This is a genomic window from Crenobacter caeni (assembly GCF_010435965.1).
Taxonomy (GTDB): Bacteria; Pseudomonadota; Gammaproteobacteria; order Burkholderiales; family Chromobacteriaceae; genus Craterilacuibacter; species Craterilacuibacter caeni.
Genome location: NZ_JAAGAA010000001.1, coordinates 144,587 through 159,964, shown reverse-complemented (window position 1 = coordinate 159,964; position 15,378 = coordinate 144,587). Strand labels below are relative to the sequence as shown.

The 15,378-nt window shown below is 67.4% G+C and carries 15 protein-coding genes; 11 read left to right on the top strand and 4 right to left on the bottom strand.

What is annotated here, in order from left to right; translation table 11 throughout:
- Positions 1-26: 26 nt before the first annotated feature.
- Positions 27-458, top strand: coding sequence for a hypothetical protein (locus GZH52_RS00765; RefSeq protein WP_163314642.1), 432 nt, complete (start codon positions 27-29; stop codon positions 456-458).
- Here the strand turns inward: GZH52_RS00765 and GZH52_RS00760 are convergent.
- Positions 430-1,887, bottom strand: coding sequence for a DUF2252 domain-containing protein (locus tag GZH52_RS00760; RefSeq protein ID WP_163314641.1), 1,458 nt, complete (start codon positions 1,885-1,887; stop codon positions 430-432). The genes GZH52_RS00765 and GZH52_RS00760 overlap by 29 nt on opposite strands.
- 180 nt (positions 1,888-2,067) lie before the next feature.
- Between GZH52_RS00760 and GZH52_RS00755 the strand changes: the two genes are divergently transcribed.
- From GZH52_RS00755 to GZH52_RS00740, 4 genes are all read left to right on the top strand, one after another.
- Entirely contained in the window at positions 2,068-2,343 is a 276-nt protein-coding gene (locus tag GZH52_RS00755) for a GIY-YIG nuclease family protein (RefSeq protein ID WP_239057961.1), read from the top strand.
- Between the two features lie 70 nt (positions 2,344-2,413).
- Positions 2,414-3,064 (top strand): MBL fold metallo-hydrolase, encoded by a 651-nt coding sequence (locus GZH52_RS00750; protein ID WP_163314640.1) that lies wholly within the window; start codon positions 2,414-2,416, stop codon positions 3,062-3,064.
- Positions 3,064-3,399: an MGMT family protein gene (locus tag GZH52_RS00745; RefSeq protein ID WP_203525544.1), complete on the top strand. Its 336-nt coding sequence runs from the start codon at positions 3,064-3,066 to the stop codon at positions 3,397-3,399. The genes GZH52_RS00750 and GZH52_RS00745 overlap by 1 nt, the downstream gene beginning before the upstream one ends.
- Before the next feature lie 118 nt (positions 3,400-3,517).
- Positions 3,518-4,312 (top strand): outer membrane protein OmpK, encoded by a 795-nt coding sequence (locus GZH52_RS00740; RefSeq protein WP_163314639.1) that lies wholly within the window; start codon positions 3,518-3,520, stop codon positions 4,310-4,312.
- Between the two features lie 127 nt (positions 4,313-4,439).
- On the opposite strand, the gene yihA is transcribed toward GZH52_RS00740, so the two are convergent.
- Positions 4,440-5,054, bottom strand: coding sequence for a ribosome biogenesis GTP-binding protein YihA/YsxC (yihA, locus tag GZH52_RS00735; RefSeq protein WP_163314638.1), 615 nt, complete (start codon positions 5,052-5,054; stop codon positions 4,440-4,442).
- A gap of 90 nt (positions 5,055-5,144) precedes the next feature.
- Here yihA and GZH52_RS00730 point away from each other — a divergent pair, with 90 nt between their 5' ends.
- The 3 genes from GZH52_RS00730 to ccsB all read left to right on the top strand — a co-directional run bounded on the left by GZH52_RS00730 (position 5,145) and on the right by ccsB (position 8,995).
- Entirely contained in the window at positions 5,145-5,759 is a 615-nt protein-coding gene (locus tag GZH52_RS00730; RefSeq protein WP_163314637.1) for a c-type cytochrome, read from the top strand.
- A gap of 73 nt (positions 5,760-5,832) precedes the next feature.
- A complete protein-coding gene (locus GZH52_RS00725; RefSeq protein WP_163314636.1) occupies positions 5,833-7,857 on the top strand; it encodes a cytochrome c biogenesis protein ResB in 2,025 nt (674 codons plus the stop codon).
- Positions 7,847-8,995, top strand: coding sequence for a c-type cytochrome biogenesis protein CcsB (gene ccsB, locus GZH52_RS00720; RefSeq protein WP_163314635.1), 1,149 nt, complete (start codon positions 7,847-7,849; stop codon positions 8,993-8,995). The genes GZH52_RS00725 and ccsB overlap by 11 nt, the downstream gene beginning before the upstream one ends.
- A 48-nt stretch (positions 8,996-9,043) precedes the next feature.
- On the opposite strand, the gene GZH52_RS00715 is transcribed toward ccsB, so the two are convergent.
- On the bottom strand, positions 9,044-9,385 hold the full coding sequence (locus tag GZH52_RS00715) for a hypothetical protein (RefSeq protein WP_163314634.1): 342 nt from the start codon (positions 9,383-9,385) through the stop codon (positions 9,044-9,046).
- Positions 9,386-9,482: 97 nt separating this feature from the next.
- On the opposite strand from GZH52_RS00715, the gene GZH52_RS00710 reads away from it, so the two are divergent.
- Complete coding sequence (locus GZH52_RS00710; RefSeq protein WP_163314633.1) at positions 9,483-9,797, top strand: rhodanese-like domain-containing protein; 315 nt, start codon at positions 9,483-9,485, stop codon at positions 9,795-9,797.
- A gap of 140 nt (positions 9,798-9,937) precedes the next feature.
- Positions 9,938-11,959 (top strand): putative bifunctional diguanylate cyclase/phosphodiesterase, encoded by a 2,022-nt coding sequence (locus tag GZH52_RS00705; RefSeq protein WP_163314632.1) that lies wholly within the window; start codon positions 9,938-9,940, stop codon positions 11,957-11,959.
- Between the two features lies 1 nt (position 11,960).
- On the opposite strand, the gene GZH52_RS00700 is transcribed toward GZH52_RS00705, so the two are convergent.
- Entirely contained in the window at positions 11,961-13,223 is a 1,263-nt protein-coding gene (locus tag GZH52_RS00700) for a glutamate-5-semialdehyde dehydrogenase (RefSeq protein ID WP_163314631.1), read from the bottom strand.
- 234 nt (positions 13,224-13,457) lie between these two features.
- Between GZH52_RS00700 and GZH52_RS00695 the strand changes: the two genes are divergently transcribed.
- Complete coding sequence (locus tag GZH52_RS00695) at positions 13,458-15,362, top strand: propionate--CoA ligase (RefSeq protein WP_163314630.1); 1,905 nt, start codon at positions 13,458-13,460, stop codon at positions 15,360-15,362.
- Positions 15,363-15,378 lie beyond the last annotated feature (16 nt).

Sequence of the window (15,378 nt, the reverse complement as noted above, 5' to 3'; positions counted from 1 at the left end):
TCTGCGTCACCGACCGAGGAGGCAAGATGCGCAAGCTGGCGTTCTGGCTCGTCCTGTGGCTGGCCACCGGCCCGGCACTCGCCGCCCACGCCGCCTGCGCGGCGAGCACGGCTCCCGCGCGCTGCCAGGCCATCCACGCAGGCGAGGCGAGCTGCACCGACGTGCCCGGCGCCGACAAACGCGCCTGCCTCGACGCCTTCACCCCCGCCTCCGACTGCCGCCGCGACCGCGACCGCCCACGCTGCGAGGCGCTGCAAAAAGCCCAGCAAGACTGCGACGCCGAACAGGGCGAGGCGCGCCGACTGTGCGTCCTCGCCCTGTTGCCGCAACGCGACTGCGCGCGCGCGGCGGACCGCGCGCGCTGCGAGCGTCAAGCCGCCGCCGAGGCGGCCTGCCTCGGACAGCTAGGCGCGGTGGAGCGCCAGTGCGTCAGCCGGCGGCTTCAGCAGACGCCTTGACGGGCGCGCGCTTGCTGCCGAACGGGCCGATGTCGACCGACGCATCGACCGGCAGCACGCCGTCCGCGATCGCCCGGCTGAACACCTCGAAATCCGACTCGACCTGATCCGCGTACAACAGGGCGTAACGTGACAGCGCGTCGGAAAACTTGCCCGAATTGCCCATGTAGCCTGCGATCACCGCGGCCTGCCCGCCCGATTTGGCGTGCGCGCGCGCCAGCGTCCACGCACACGCCTGCCCGTACGCGCGCAGCGTCTCGGCGTCGAAATTCTCCAAATCGGCCGACGCCTTCATGTCGCGCAACTGGCGCACGTAGAAGTGGCGGCCGGCCGGCCCCGTCGTCCAGCCGAGGAACACGTCGCTCGCCGCCTGCATCAGCCGCTGGCCGAACACCACGCGCTTGCCCTGATGGCCGTGCACGCAAGGCTGGGTAAAGCGCTCGAGCACCGACGGACGCGCCTCCTTCAGCTGCAGGAACAAGGGCTGGTCGTAGTCGTCCTGCAGCAGGATCACCAGGCAGCGCGTGCCGACGCTGCCGACACCGACCACCTTGAACGCGATGTCGACCCTGTTGAAGCGGCGCACCAGCAAGGCGCGGTCTTCCTTCAGCGTCGACAGGTAGGCGTCCATCATCGGCTGCAACGCCGGATCGTCCAGCCCGTCGGCCAGCCACTGGTCGTCCTCGGGCAGCAGCGAGCTGGGCTTGTGCAGGTGGAACAGCGTGGGCGGGGTATCGCGCAATTGCAGGCGGGCGCCGGTGTCGGCGGTGATCTTGGGCAGCAGGCGCTGGTGGGTGCGGTTGCGCGCACGCTGGCCGAGTCGGTCGAGTTGCCCGCGCAGGTGGTCGTTGTGTGCGCTCGCGCACAGCTGGTCGAACGAGACCTTGCTGTACCAGACGTCCATCTGGCTCATCCGCGCGTACTCGTTCATGCGCCGCCGGTAGGTGCCGGTCGCCGCCTCGACGATGCCGCGGCCGGTCGGGTCGGGCAGGCCTAGCGTGCGCGCGGCGAGCACCAGGCTGGTCGCCAGCCGCTTGACGTCCCACTCCCACGGCGCCTGGTGCGTCTCGTCGAAGTCGCAGATGTCGAACAGCAGGTTGCGCTCGGGCGACGCGAAGAAGCCGTAGTTCATCAGGTGCGCGTCGCCGCAGGCCTGCACCAGGATCCCCGAGTGCGGCTGGCTGGCAAGGTCGGCCGCCTGCACCATGGCCAGGCCGCGGAAAAACGCGAACGGCGACGCCGCCATCCGCGCGTAGCGCAGCGGGACCAGCGCCGGCACCCGCCCCTCGCTGCTTTGCTTGACGATGGCGACCGGGTCGCGCTCCCCGGCGAGCCCGCACACGGACAGCGCGCTGCGCGGGCAGAGCTTGCGGCGGACGCGGCCGGCCTCGAGCAGCTCTTCGAAACGGGGGTGGTGGTTGCTCGGCATGATTGGTTTCCGTTGTCGTTCTGCCTGCGATTTTACGCCGCCGTCACGCAGGGCGCCCGCGCATTATGCAGCCCCCGCTTGGGCGGCCTAGCCCTGTGCAGGTACACTGCCGGCGCGCGCAGCCTTCGCCGCGCGCGGATCCACACCCGACCCACAGCTTCCCAACAGCCGGCACACAGCTTGTCCACATCCTTGTCCACATCCCGTCCCTGGTTCCTGTACGTGCTCGAGTGCCGCGGCGGCAGCCTGTACACCGGCGTCGCGCTCGATGTGGCGCGCCGCTTCTCCGAACACCAGCGCGGCCGCGGCGCGCGCTACACGCGCAGCCACCCGCCCGAGCGCGTGCTCTTGACCATCGAGTTTCCCGACAAGTCGGCCGCGCTCAAGGCCGAGCATGCATTCAAGGCGCTGCCGGTGAACGCGAAACGCGCGCTGGTCGCCCGGCACGGCAGCTGACGGGGCTTTCTGCGCGCGCCGGCGCGTGCCAGAATCGACCCATCCTGCATTCATACCGGACCCCGCTGCCATGGCCCTGCGTTACGAGACAATCCCCGTCACCCCCTTCGAACAGAACGCGACCCTGTTGTGGTGCGACCGCACCCTGCGCGCCGCCATCGTCGATGCCGGCGGCGACGCGCAAAAGCTGCTGGCGCGCGTCAAGGCGAACGGTGTCACCGTCGAGAAACTGCTGTTGACCCACGGCCATATCGACCACGCCGGCGCCACCGCCGAACTCGCGAAGACGCTGGGCGTGCCCGTCGAGGGGCCGCAGGAAGCCGAGCGCTTCTGGCTCGACCAGTTGCCGCAGCAGGGCAAGATGTTCGGCTTCGCGCACAGCGACCCGCTGACGCCGGACCGCTGGCTCGCCGGCGGCGACAGCGTGACGGTCGGCGACGAGACGCTGGCCGTCATCCACTGCCCTGGGCACACCCCCGGCCACGTGGTGTTCTACAGCGCGGCCGCGGGCCTCCTGATCGCGGGCGACGTGCTGTTCGCCGGGTCGATCGGCCGCACCGACTTCCCGATGGGCAACCACGAAGCGCTGATCGCTGCGATCCGCGGCAAGCTGTTCGCGCTGCCGGACGAGACCCGGGTGCTGCCCGGCCATGGCCCGGAGACGACGATAGGCGAGGAGCGCCGCTTCAACCCCTTCGTCGCCGACCCGCGCTTCGGCTGATGGACGCTGGCTTCGCCGCGCGCGTCGCCGACGCGCTTGAGGCCGTACCCGCCGGACGCGTCACCAGCTACGGCGCGCTCGCCGCCGCCGCGGGCTGGCCGCGCCATGCCCGCCATGTCGCACGCGTGCTCAAGGCCATGCCGGATCTGCCCTGGCAGCGGGTCGTGCACGCCGACGGCAGCCTCGCACGGCCGGGCAGCGAACAGCACGACTGGCAGCACGCGCTGCTCGAACACGAGGGGGTCGCCTTCCTGCCGTCCGGCCGCGTCGACCTCCAGCGCTGCGGCTGGCCGCTCTCCGATGATGCCATGCCGGCATCAATGACAAGGTCTTGATTTACAAGAAAACAACGCGCAAATTGCAATAATTTTGCGTTTCCCCGATCTGCCTATATCCTGCGCGCCAGCCGCCGCCCTGTCGGCGTTTTTGCCTCATCGTTTCAGGATTTTCATCATGTTGCTCCGCTCCGCCATCGCCCTGGGCTGCGCCCTGGCCGCGCCCTCCGCCCTCGCCGCCAACGACTGGTCGTTCAAGAACGTCAGCGTCAACTGGCTCGACTGGTCCGACGGCACCGAAACGCGCACCAACGCCGGCGCATTCGGCGGCAAGAAGGACTTCGCCTACCTCGAACTGGAAGGCGGCTTCGGCGGCAACTGGGGCGAGGCGTACGGCTTCTTCGACATCGAGAACCCGGGCATGGGCTCGACCGAGACCGACAGCCGCGACCAGCGACGCTACGCGGCCAAGGCCATCGCCCGCTTCAACGTCGCCGAAGTGGGCGGCCTGCCGCTGCAGGTGTACACCCACCTGTACGACACCCGTGACCACCACGGCTTCTTCGACCAGAACCGCGTGCTCGGCGTCGGCACCAGCTGGCGCTCGGGCAACTTCTGGGTGAAGCCGTTCATCGGCGCGCACCAGGAGCTCAAGTCCGGCGTCGGCGCGCACTTCAACGGCTGGATGGCCGGTTACGTCGCAGGCTACGACTTCACGGCGTTCGGGCAGTCGCTGTCGCTGACCCAGTGGCACGAGACCGAATTCGCCCGCAAGGAACGTTTCCTCGCCATGGGCAACCCGGACGGCGGCGTGACGCAGGGCAAGAAGACCGGCCAGAACGGCGCGGTCGCGCTGTGGTGGAACGTGAACAAGTCGCTGACCACCGGCGTGCAGTACCGCTACGCCGACGACAAGCTCGGCTCGGCGACCTACCAGAACGCGATGATCTACTCGGTCAAGTACAACTTCTGATAAACGCTAGCGCGCCTGGCGCGCAAAAGAAAAGTCCCGGACGAAAACGTCCGGGACAGCGCCCTGTACCTCCAAGACCCCGTCCGGCAAAGAGCGGACGGGCAGGCGCTCCTCAGCACCCGCAGGCTTAGACTGCTTCCGGCGGCAAAGTTCCTAGCCCGCCGAACCACCCCTCGACCACCCGTTCGACCTCCTCGCAGCCGGTCTTCTTCAGGCTGGAAAAGAGCTGCACGCTCACCTGCGGGTACGCCGAGAGTTCTGCGCGCACCTCCTTCAGCGTCTTGGCCTGCTCCTGACGCGACAGTTTGTCCGCCTTGGAGAGCAGGATGTGCACCGGGCGCCCGGTGCCGAGGAAGAATTCAAGCATCCGCCAGTCCAGTTCCTTCAAGGGATGGCGCGAATCCATGATCAGCATCAGTCCGACCAGGCTCTGCCGCGTCGCCAGGTAGCGCCCGAGCAGCTCGATCCAGTGCGCGCGCACCGGCTCGGGGACCTGCGCGTAGCCGTAACCCGGCAAGTCGACCAGGTAGCGCTCGTTGCCCAGGTCGAAAAAGTTGATGTGCTGGGTGCGTCCCGGCGTCTTCGACACGTAGGCCAGCCGGGTGCGGTTGGTCAGGGTATTGATCGCACTGGACTTGCCCGCGTTCGACCGGCCGACAAATGCGACCTCCGCCAGGGTGGGCGGCAAGTCTTTGAGATGGTTGACGGTGGTATAAAAACTGGCGTTCTGGAAGATGGGCATGGTAGTAACGGACAAGTCAGTTGTTATAGAATAGCACGATTGAAAATGCCTCTTTCACGGATATACAAGCATTCTTTCTAAGGAGTGACCATGAAATTCAAGACGCTGTTGGCGTTGTCGACCGCCCTGGCGGCAGGCTCCGCTCTGGCCGCGACTCCCGCGCCTAAGGCAGACCCGGCCAAGGGCAAGGTCATCGTGGAACAGGTCTGTGCGGCCTGCCACGGAGTCGACGGCAATAGTGTCGCCTCGGCCAACCCGACGCTGGCCGGCCAGAGCCAGAGCTACCTGCTGCTGCAGTTGCACAACTTCAAGGACGGCAAGCGCAAGGACCCGATCATGATGGGCATGGTCGCACCGCTGTCCGACCAGGACATGGCCAACCTCGCTGCCTACTTCAGCGAGCAGAAGGTCAAGCCGCGCGACGCGACCGACAAGACGCAGCTGGCGCTTGGCAAGGAAATCTACCGCGTCGGCGTGGCGTCGACCAAGGTGCCGGCGTGCATGTCGTGCCACGGACCGGCCGGCAAGGGCCTGCCCGAGAAGTACCCGCGCCTGGGCAGCCAGCACGCGGCCTACATCGTCAAGCAGCTGAACGACTACAAGCTGGGCGAAGTACGCAGCAACACGATCATGGCGGACATTGCCAAGCGCATGAGCGATGCCGAAATGAAGGCGGTCGCAGAATATATTTCCGGCCTGCGCTAAACGCAACTTTTTGCGCGAAGCCCACTCATAAGGGGGTGCCTGGGCAGGCACCCCCTTATTCATCCTCATCGCCATGTCATCCAAAAAACGCAACACCACGCTTCCCTACCGGCTGTACGAGCTGTTCAGCTCGATGCGCTTCGCAATCGGCCTGTTGACCATCCTCGCCATCGCCTCGGTGATCGGCACGGTGCTCAAGCAGAACGAGCCCTACCCCAACTACGCTTTCGAGTTCGGCCAGTTCTGGTTCCAGTTCTTCGAACTGCTCGGCCTCTACGACGTCTACCACTCCGGCTGGTTCCTGACCATCCTCGCCTTCCTCGTGCTGTCGACCACGCTGTGCATCGTGCGCAACGGCCCGGGCTTCGTGCGCGAGATGAAGGGCTACCGCGAAAAGGCGTCTGATACCTCGCTCGCGCTGATGCAGCATAGCTGCGAAGTGGTAGGCGACGCCGACCCGGCGGCGGTCAGCCGCCGCCTGCAGGGCGAAGGCTTCAGCGTGCGCGAGCACCGGCGCGAGGACGGCAGCGTCGTGCTCGCCGCCAAGAAGGGGGCAGCCAACAAGCTCGGCTACTTCTTCGCGCATATCGCGATGGTGGTCATCTGCATCGGCGGCCTGCTCGACGGCAACCTGCCGCTGAAGATCGCCGAGCTCGCCGGCCGCATCGTCCCGGAAACGCGCGATATCCCGCAAAGCCAGGTCCCGGCACAAAGCCGCCTGGACACGGACAACCTGTCGTTCCGCGGCAACGTGACCGTGGGCGAGGGGCGCAGCGCCGACGTGGTGTTCCTCAACGCGGGCAACGGCTACCTGGTGCAGGAACTGCCGTTCATCGTCACCCTGAAGAAGTTCCACGTCGACTACTACAGCAACGGCATGCCCAAGCTGTTCGCCAGCGACCTGGTCGTCACCGACAAGGCGACCGGCAAGGCGACCGAGGCGACCATCGAGGTCAACAAGCCCTTGATCGTCGACGGCGTCGCGATCTACCAGGCCAGCTTCGGTGACGGCGGCTCGCCGCTGACGCTCAACGCGTGGAACGTCGCACGGCCGGACGGCAAGCCGGTGCCGATCAAGGGCGTATCGATGGCGTCGCAGCCGCTGCGCTTCGGCGAGCAGGCGTTCCGCCTCGAGTTCGGCGAGCTCAAGGTGTTCAATATCGAGGACATCGGCGAGACGCCCGGCACTGCGGACTTTGGCCAGAAGATGAAGGACGTGCGCGAGGTGCGCAAGGAAAAGCATGTCCGCAATCTCGGCCCGTCGATCACCTACAAGTTGCGCGACGAACAGGGGCAGGCGCGCGAGTTCCATCACTATATGGCGCCGATCGCGCAGGACGGCCGGCAGTACCTGATCACCGGCGTGCGCGCCGAGGTCGGCCAGCCCTTCCAGTACCTGCGCCTGCCGCTGGACGAGGGCATGGCGGTCGACCGCTTCATGCGCCTGAACGCCGCGCTCGCCAACCCGGCGCTGTACGACGAGATCGCGCGCCGCACCGCGGCGCAGGCGCTCTCCGGCGGCGCGATCAGCCCCGAGCTTACCCGCCAGTTTGAAGACAGCGTCAAGTGGGTACTCGCCCGCTTCGCCGACGGCGGCTTCCCGGCGCTCGAGTCCTTCATCGACGACAAGGTACCGGCCGACAAGCGCCAGGCGATCGCGCAGACGTATATCAAGATCCTGCAGGGCACGGTGCCGGTGGTGATGGACGTCGCGGACAGCCAGGCCGGCGTCGCGCCGACCCCGGTCGACGAGGCGAAGTACCGCTTCCTGCTCGACACCCTGGTCGCCAGCTCCGCCCTGCACGAACTGGGTGCGCCGGTGCTGCTGCAGCTGACCGGCTTCGAGCAGGTACAGGCGTCCGGCCTGCAGCTGACCCGCTCGCCGGGCAAGGACCTCGTTTATCTGGGCTCGCTGTTGTTGATCATCGGCATCATCCTGATGTTCTATGTGCGTGAAGTCAGGCTGTGGGTGGTGTTCCACGGCGCGCGCATGCGCCTGGCGATGACGTCGAACCGGCACAACCGCGACCTCGACCGCGATTTCGAACATCAACACGCAGCACTGCAACAGCAAGTTGGAGCAAGCCATGCAAGCTAGCCATTCCCTGCACCTGAGCCCGCGCGCGTCCTGGCTCAAACCCGGCCCGCTCGACTGGGCGTACGCCGTCGTCGTCCTGATCGCCTGCGCGGTCGCCTTCTGGCAATACGACCACTTCATGGACGTCTACGAGGAAGCCATCCTCGCAGGCTCCGCGCTCGGCTTGATCGGTCTGGGCTGGTTCTGGAAGGACTGGCGCTGGTACTTCCCGCTGTCCGGCCTCGTCTCGCTCGCCGCGATCGGCATCTACGACCACGAGCTTGCCCGCGCGCAGGAAGCGTTCTGGCTCAAGTACCTGCTCTCCAGCCAGTCGTCGATCATGTGGATGTGCACGCTGTTCGTGCTGGCGACCGGCATGTACTGGGCCGGCGTGCTCGCGCGCTCGGCGCTGCTGCAGAAGATGGGCAGCGGCCTGACCTGGGCGGCGTCGGTGATGGGGCTGGCCGGCCTGTTCACCCGCTGGTACGAGAGCTACCTGATCGGCCCGGACATCGGCCACATCCCGGTGTCCAACCTGTACGAAGTGTTCGTGCTGTTCTGCCTGATCACCGCGCTGATGTACCTCTACTACGAGGCGCGCTTCGCCGCGCGGCAGATGGGCGCCTTCGTGCTACTGATCATCAGCGCCGCGGTCGCCTTCATCGTGTGGTACGCGTTCGATCGCCAGGCGCACGAGATCCAGCCGCTGATCCCGGCACTGCAGTCGTGGTGGATGAAGATCCACGTGCCGGCCAACTTCGTCGGCTACGGCGCGTTCGCCATTGCCGCCATGCTCGGCATCGCCGAACTGATGGTGATGCGCGGCTGGCTCGCCGACCGCCTGCCGTCGCCGGAAGTACTCGACGAGGTGATGTACAAGGCGATCGCGATCGGCTTTTTGTTCTTCACCATCGCCACCGTGCTGGGCGCGATGTGGGCGGCCGACGCGTGGGGCGGCTACTGGAGCTGGGACCCGAAGGAGACCTGGGCGCTGATCGTGTGGCTGAACTACGCGGCGTGGCTGCACGTACGCCTGGTCAAGGGCTGGCGCGGCAAGCCGCTGGCGTGGTGGGCGGTGGTCGGGCTATTCGTCACCACCTTCGCCTTCGTCGGCGTCAACATGTTCCTGAGCGGCCTGCACTCGTACGGCGGCCTGTAAACACGCGTCGCCATGGACAAGACCCGGCATTCGCCGGGTCTTTTGCCGTCAGAGGCCCGCGCAGCGGCTGAACAGCCGCCGCCACTTGGCCGAAAGGGTCGGGCCATACTCGAACAGCCTGAGCACGCCCGGCTCGGCGACCAGCCTGAAGCCGATATTGCCGGAGACCGGGTTGAAGAACTGCAGGCTGTGCCGCTGCACGCCGCTGTTCGAGCGTTCGAAGTAGTCGTCCGGGATACGCCACGCCTCGATGCCCGCCTCGACGCAGGCAAGCACGGCGCCCGGTGCCGAACGGGTGATCCACTCGAGCGAAGGCAGGCCACCCGCGGACACCGGCGCCGCCAGCGTGGCCATCAGGCAGAACAGGACGCGGCGGGGTGGACAGGACATGGCGGCTCCGGAAAGAAAACTGGGATCGCCATATCTTCTTACAGATAGCAACTACATTCAATATTTTGTCGTGCAAGGCACGGCCGGAAGGATGCACATGAAAGCCCTGTTGCTGGCGCTGGCCCTGCTGGCCAGCACACCCGCCGCGCTCGCCGCGCTGCTGATCGACGTACGTACCCCCGCCGAGTACACAGAAGCCCACCTCCCCGGCGCGGTCAACCTGCCGCTGGACTCGCTGCAGGCGACCATAGGCCGCCACGCACCCGACCGCGGCAGCCGCATCGAGCTGTACTGCCGCAGCGGCCGGCGCTCGGCGGCCGCTGCGGGGCTGCTGCGCGGCCTGGGTTACCGGGACGTACACGACTTGGGCGGCTACGCACGCGCGCAATCGCTCATGACAAAGGGGCAATGAGTCCGCCAAATCGTGTACGATAGATAGCCTCAACTTCCAAAATAGACACGCTGATGTCCCATCCGCCCGCCCCGCCCAGCGCTACGCCTGCCCCGCTGTACAAGCCGCACAGCGGCCGGCCCGGCACGGACGGGACGCCGATGGCAGACGAAGCCAACCTCGGTCGCCTGCTCGAACACCTGCCGCTGGGCATCATCCAAATCGACGCCCGTGGCCTCGTCGTACGCAACAATCACCTGGTCCCGGCCGACCTCAGGGCAGGCTGCCGCCTGCAACAACAGCATCCCGCCGCGCTATCGAACGCCGTGCACAAGGCACTCGCCGGCGAAAATGCACTGTACGAAGGCTACTGCCCGTCAACGGACGCGCCCGAACGCTTCTTGCGGGCGACCTTCCTGCCGCTCAACGACGGCAAGCAGGTTCACGGTGCGGTCGGCCTGATCGAGGACCTCTCCAGCCGGCGGGCCGACGAGCTTGAACTGCATACCTCCCGCCTGCGCAACCGCCTGCTGTGGGCACAGTCGGCACTGGCAATGATCGAGTGGGACGAACTGTTCAGAGTCCGGGAATGGAATCCGGCCGCCGAGCGCATCTTCGGTTTTTCACGCAGCGAGGCCATCGGCCAGCATGCCCACTTCATCCTGCCGGACGAGGCCCGCAGGATGGTCAGCCTCGAAGTGCTCGACGCCCTGCTCAAGCAGCAGGGTGGCTCGTACAGCCTGAACGCCAACCGGCACCGGGACGGCCGCGAGATCCTGTGCGAATGGTTCAATACCACGCTAGTGAACGAAAACGGCCAGACGCTGGGCGTGACCTCGCTGGTTCAGGACGTGAGCGAACGCGAGGCGGCACAAACCCACAACCGCTACCTCGCCGAACACGACGAGCTGACCGGCCTCTACAACCGCAAGTACCTGTCCCAGCGCGCCGAGCATGCGATCAGCCTCGCCAGCGCGCATCATCCGCTCGCGCTGGCCTTCATCGACCTCGACAACTTCAAGCATGTGAACGACACGCTCGGCCACAGCGCGGGCGACCGCCTGCTCTGCCAGCTCGCCGCGCGCGTCAAGGCGCAGTTGCGCGCGCATGACTGCGCGGCGCGCCAAGGCGGCGACGAATTCATCCTGCTGTTGCCGGACACCACGCTGCCGCTGGCCGGCGCGCTGCTTGACGAGCTGGCCGCCGCGCTGGCCGCGCCCTGCCATATCGACGGGCACGAGATCTGCGTGACGGTGTCGATCGGCGTCGCCTGTTACCCGCAGGACGGCGAAGACTTCGACACCCTGCTGCGCAGCGCGGACATGGCAATGTACGACGCCAAACGCGACGGCAAGAATACCTGGCGGGGCTTTCGCGCCCCGCTGCGGGAACGCGCCAGCCGGCAGCTGCTGCTGGAGAGCGCGCTGCACCGCGCGCTCGCGCGGGACGAATTGTCGCTGCACTACCAGCCGCAGTTCGCGCTTGAAGACAAGCGCCTGCTCGGCTTCGAGGCGCTGCTGCGCTGGCACTCGGAAGATTTGGGGGTGGTGTCGCCTGCGGAATTCATCCCGGTGGCCGAAAGCTGCGGGCTGATCGCGATGATCGGCGACTGGGTGCTGCAGGAGGCGCTGTGCCAGCTCTCCTGCTGGCAGGCGGAAGGCCTCTCGCCGGTGCCGGTCGCCGTCAACCTGTCCGCCGCGCAGTTCCTGCAAAGCGACCTCTCCGAACGCATCGCGCGGGCGCTCGACGCGCACGCGGTCGACGCCGCACTGCTCGAACTCGAACTGACCGAAAGCGTCGCCATGCAAAGGCCGGGAGAAGCGCTCGAGCAACTGGCCGCGCTGCACGCGCTGGGGGTCCGGGTGTCGATCGACGACTTCGGCACCGGTTACTCGTCGCTGTCCTACCTGAAACGTTTCCGGCTCGACCGCCTGAAGATCGACCGCTCCTTCGTCGCCGACATCGTCGAAGACCACGAGGACCGCGCGATCGTCGAGGCGGTGATCCGCATGGCCGGCGCGCTCGGCCTGAAGACGCTGGCTGAGGGCGTGGAGACGCCCGAACAGCTCGCCTGGCTCACCGCGCAAGGCTGTGACGCCGCGCAAGGCTATTTGCTCGAGCGGCCGGTGCCGGCCGGCGAGGCCACCGCCTGGCTGCGCGCGCAGGCGGCCGTGGCCGGCTGAATCAGCCGCGCACCTGCCCGTCGCCGAGCACCACCCACTTCTGGCTGGTCAGCCCTTCCAGGCCGACCGGCCCGCGCGCGTGGATCTTGTCGGTCGAGATGCCGATCTCGGCGCCCAGCCCGTACTCGAAGCCGTCGGCAAACCGGCTGCTCGCGTTGACCATCACCGAGCTTGAGTCGACCTCGCGCAGGAAACGGCGTGCATTCGCGTAGTCGCCGGTGATGATCACGTCGGTATGGTGGCTGCCGTGCGTGTTGATATGCTCGATCGCCGCGTCCAGGCCGTCGACCACGCGGATCGCCAGGATGGGCGCCGCATACTCGGTGTCCCAGTCTTCCTCGGTCGCCACGCGCACCCGCGCGTCGCCAACCAGTTCGCGCGTCTTTGCGCAGCCGCGCAGCTCGACGCCCTTCTCCAGGTACACCGCGCACATCGCCGGCAGGAAGCCGGCGGCGACCGCCTCGTGCACAAGCAGGGTTTCCATCGTGTTGCAGGTGCCGTAACGCTGGGTCTTCGCGTTGTCGCACACCTTGAGCGCCATCGCCAGATCCGCGTGCGCGTCGACGTAGGTGTGGCAGTTGCCGTCCAGGTGCTTGATCACCGGCACCCGCGCCTCGGCGCTGATGCGCGCGATCAGCCCCTTGCCGCCGCGCGGCACGATCACGTCGACGTACTCGGGCATGGTGATCAGCGCGCCGACCGCCGCACGGTCGGTCGTCGCGAGCACCTGCACCGCGTCGGCCGGCAGGCAGGCCGCGGCCAAGCCCTCGGCGACGCAGGCGGCGATCGCCTGGTTGCTGTGGAACGCCTCCGAGCCGCCGCGCAGGATCGCCGCGTTGCCCGCCTTCAGGCACAGACCGGCGGCGTCGGCGGTCACGTTCGGCCGCGCCTCGTAGATGATGCCGATCACGCCCAGCGGCACCCGCATCTTGCCCAGCTGGATGCCGGACGGACGGTAGCTGAAGTCGTCCATCTCGCCGACCGGGTCGGGCAGCGCCGCCATCTGGCGCAGGCCCTCGGCCATGGACGCGACGGTCTGCAGGTTCAGCGTCAGGCGGTCGACCATCGCCGGCGCCAGGCCGTCGGCGAGCGCCTGCTCGACGTCGCGCCGGTTGGCCGCGACAAGCTTGTCCGCCTCGCGTTCGATCGCGTCGGCCATCGCCATCAGCGCCGCGTTCTTCTGGCGGGTGTCGGCGCGCGCCATCGCGCGGCTGGCGCGGCGCGCCGCCTGCCCCACCGCCTGCATGTACTCTTTGATATCCATATCCGGGACCGTGCTGTTTGCCATGATGGCCGACAGATTAACGCAGCTTGGCAGCCGCGTGCCAGCCGTGCGGACAGCGCCGGAATCTCTTTTGTACAACGCGCCGGCCGCCTGTCTGGCCTTACGGAGAGACGGTGATTGACCCTGGCGGCGTCCGAAGTTTATTTTGCCTGACAAGCAACCGCTAGGTTAGCCAAGACTGCCCGCAGGCAGCACGACAACAAAGGAGAAAGCATGCCCCACCACCGCTACCGCGAATTTCACGCAACTTCCGTCGCCGACCCCGCCGCCTTCTGGGCACGCGAGGCCGAGCGCATCCACTGGCAGCAGCCGTTCACGCAGGCGCTCGCCTACGACCAGCCCCCCTTCCGCGACTGGTTCGTCGGCGGTGAAACCAACCTCTGCTACAACGCCGTCGACCGCCACCTAGCCGAGCGCGCCGACCAGGCCGCGCTGATCCACGTCTCGACCGAGACCGGCAGCGAACGGAGCTATAGCTACCGCGAACTGTACGAGGAGGTCGCGCGTTTCGCGGCCATCCTCGCCGAGCAGGGGGTCGGCAAGGGAGACCGCGTGCTGATCTACATGCCGATGATCCCCGAAGCGGTGTTCGCGATGCTGGCGACCGTGCGGCTGGGCGCCATCCACTCGGTGGTGTTCGGCGGCTTCGCCTCCAGCAGCCTCGCCACGCGCATCGAGGACGCGCGCCCCAAGGTGATGGTCACCGCCGACGCGGGGCTCAGGGGCGGCAAGGTGATCGCGTACAAGCCGCTGGTCGACGAGGCGCTGTCGCTCGCCGGCGACGCGGCGCCGGCGCGGGTGATCGTCGTCAACCGCGGCGTCGCCGAGCCGCCGATGATGAAGCCCGGCCGCGACCTCGACTACGCCGAACTGCGCGAGCGGCTGATCGACGCGCGCGCCGACGTGGTGTGGGTCGAGTCGAACCACCCGAGCTACATCCTGTACACCTCGGGCACCACCGGCAAGCCCAAGGGCGTGCAGCGCGACACCGGCGGCTACGCGGTCGCGCTGGCGTCGACCATGGAATACATCTACGGCGGCCGCCCCGGCGAGACCTTCTTCTCGACGTCCGACATCGGCTGGGTGGTCGGCCACAGCTACATCGTGTACGCGCCGCTGATCAACGGCATGGCGACGCTGATGTACGAGGGCCTGCCGACCCGGCCGGACGCCGGCGTCTGGTGGTCGCTCATCGAAAAGTACCGGGTGACGGTGATGTTCTCGGCGCCGACCGCGCTGCGCGTGCTGAAAAAGCAGGACCCGGCGTGGCTGAAGAAATACGACCTCTCGAGCCTGCGCGCCCTCTTCATGGCGGGCGAGCCGCTGGACGAGCCGACCGCCAGCTGGATCGCCGGCGAACTTGGCGTGCCGGTGATCGACAACTACTGGCAGACCGAGACCGGCTGGCCGATGCTGACCGTCTGCCGCGGCGTCGAAAACCTGCCGGTGAAGGCGGGTTCGCCCGGCCTGCCGGTGTACGGCTACGACGTGCGCCTGTTCGACGAGACCAGCGGCGAGGAAGTCGGCCCCGGCCAGAAGGGCGTGATCGGCGTGCTGCCGCCCCTGCCACCGGGCTGCATGAGCACGGTGTGGGGGCAGGACGAACGCTTCGTGTCGACCTACTTCGGCCTGTTCAAGGACAGGCAGGTCTACTCGTCGTTCGACTGGGGGATCAAGGACGAGGACGGCTACTACACCATCCTCGGGCGCACCGACGACGTGATCAACGTCGCCGGCCACCGGCTGGGCACCCGCGAGATCGAGGAGGCGGTCGCCGGGCATGGCGCGATCGCCGAGGTGGCGGTGGTTGGCGTCAGCGACACGCTGAAGGGACAGGTGCCGCAGGCGTTCGCCGTGGTACGCGACCCGTCGCAACTGGCCGACCCGGACAGCCGCGACCGGCTTGAGAAGGAAGTCATCGCGCGCGTCGCGCACGCGCTGGGCGCCATCGCCAACCCGGCACGGGTGTTCTTCGTCAACCAGTTGCCGAAGACGCGCTCGGGCAAGGTGCTGCGCCGCTCGATCCAGGCGCTGGCCGAAGGGCGCGACCCGGGCGACCTGACCACGCTGGATGACCCGGCCGGTATCGAGCAGATCCGCCAGGCCGTGCAGGGCTAAGGGTGGCGGCAGGCGG

Bases quoted from the DNA above. Each gene is read 5' to 3' on its own strand.
- GZH52_RS00760 (WP_163314641.1), bottom strand. From the start codon at position 1,887: ATGCCGAGCAACCACCACCCCCGTTTCGAAGAGCTGCTCGAGGCCGGC.
- ccsB (WP_163314635.1), top strand. From the start codon at position 7,847: ATGCAAGCTAGCCATTCCCTGCACCTGAGCCCGCGCGCGTCCTGGCTC.
- GZH52_RS00715 (WP_163314634.1), bottom strand. From the start codon at position 9,385: ATGTCCTGTCCACCCCGCCGCGTCCTGTTCTGCCTGATGGCCACGCTG.
- GZH52_RS00745 (WP_203525544.1), top strand. From the start codon at position 3,064: ATGGACGCTGGCTTCGCCGCGCGCGTCGCCGACGCGCTTGAGGCCGTA.
- GZH52_RS00730 (WP_163314637.1), top strand. From the start codon at position 5,145: ATGAAATTCAAGACGCTGTTGGCGTTGTCGACCGCCCTGGCGGCAGGC.
- GZH52_RS00765 (WP_163314642.1), top strand. From the start codon at position 27: ATGCGCAAGCTGGCGTTCTGGCTCGTCCTGTGGCTGGCCACCGGCCCG.
- GZH52_RS00705 (WP_163314632.1), top strand. From the start codon at position 9,938: ATGGCAGACGAAGCCAACCTCGGTCGCCTGCTCGAACACCTGCCGCTG.
- GZH52_RS00750 (WP_163314640.1), top strand. From the start codon at position 2,414: ATGGCCCTGCGTTACGAGACAATCCCCGTCACCCCCTTCGAACAGAAC.
- GZH52_RS00695 (WP_163314630.1), top strand. From the start codon at position 13,458: ATGCCCCACCACCGCTACCGCGAATTTCACGCAACTTCCGTCGCCGAC.
- yihA (WP_163314638.1), bottom strand. From the start codon at position 5,054: ATGCCCATCTTCCAGAACGCCAGTTTTTATACCACCGTCAACCATCTC.
- GZH52_RS00710 (WP_163314633.1), top strand. From the start codon at position 9,483: ATGAAAGCCCTGTTGCTGGCGCTGGCCCTGCTGGCCAGCACACCCGCC.
- GZH52_RS00700 (WP_163314631.1), bottom strand. From the start codon at position 13,223: ATGGATATCAAAGAGTACATGCAGGCGGTGGGGCAGGCGGCGCGCCGC.
- GZH52_RS00740 (WP_163314639.1), top strand. From the start codon at position 3,518: ATGTTGCTCCGCTCCGCCATCGCCCTGGGCTGCGCCCTGGCCGCGCCC.
- GZH52_RS00725 (WP_163314636.1), top strand. From the start codon at position 5,833: ATGTCATCCAAAAAACGCAACACCACGCTTCCCTACCGGCTGTACGAG.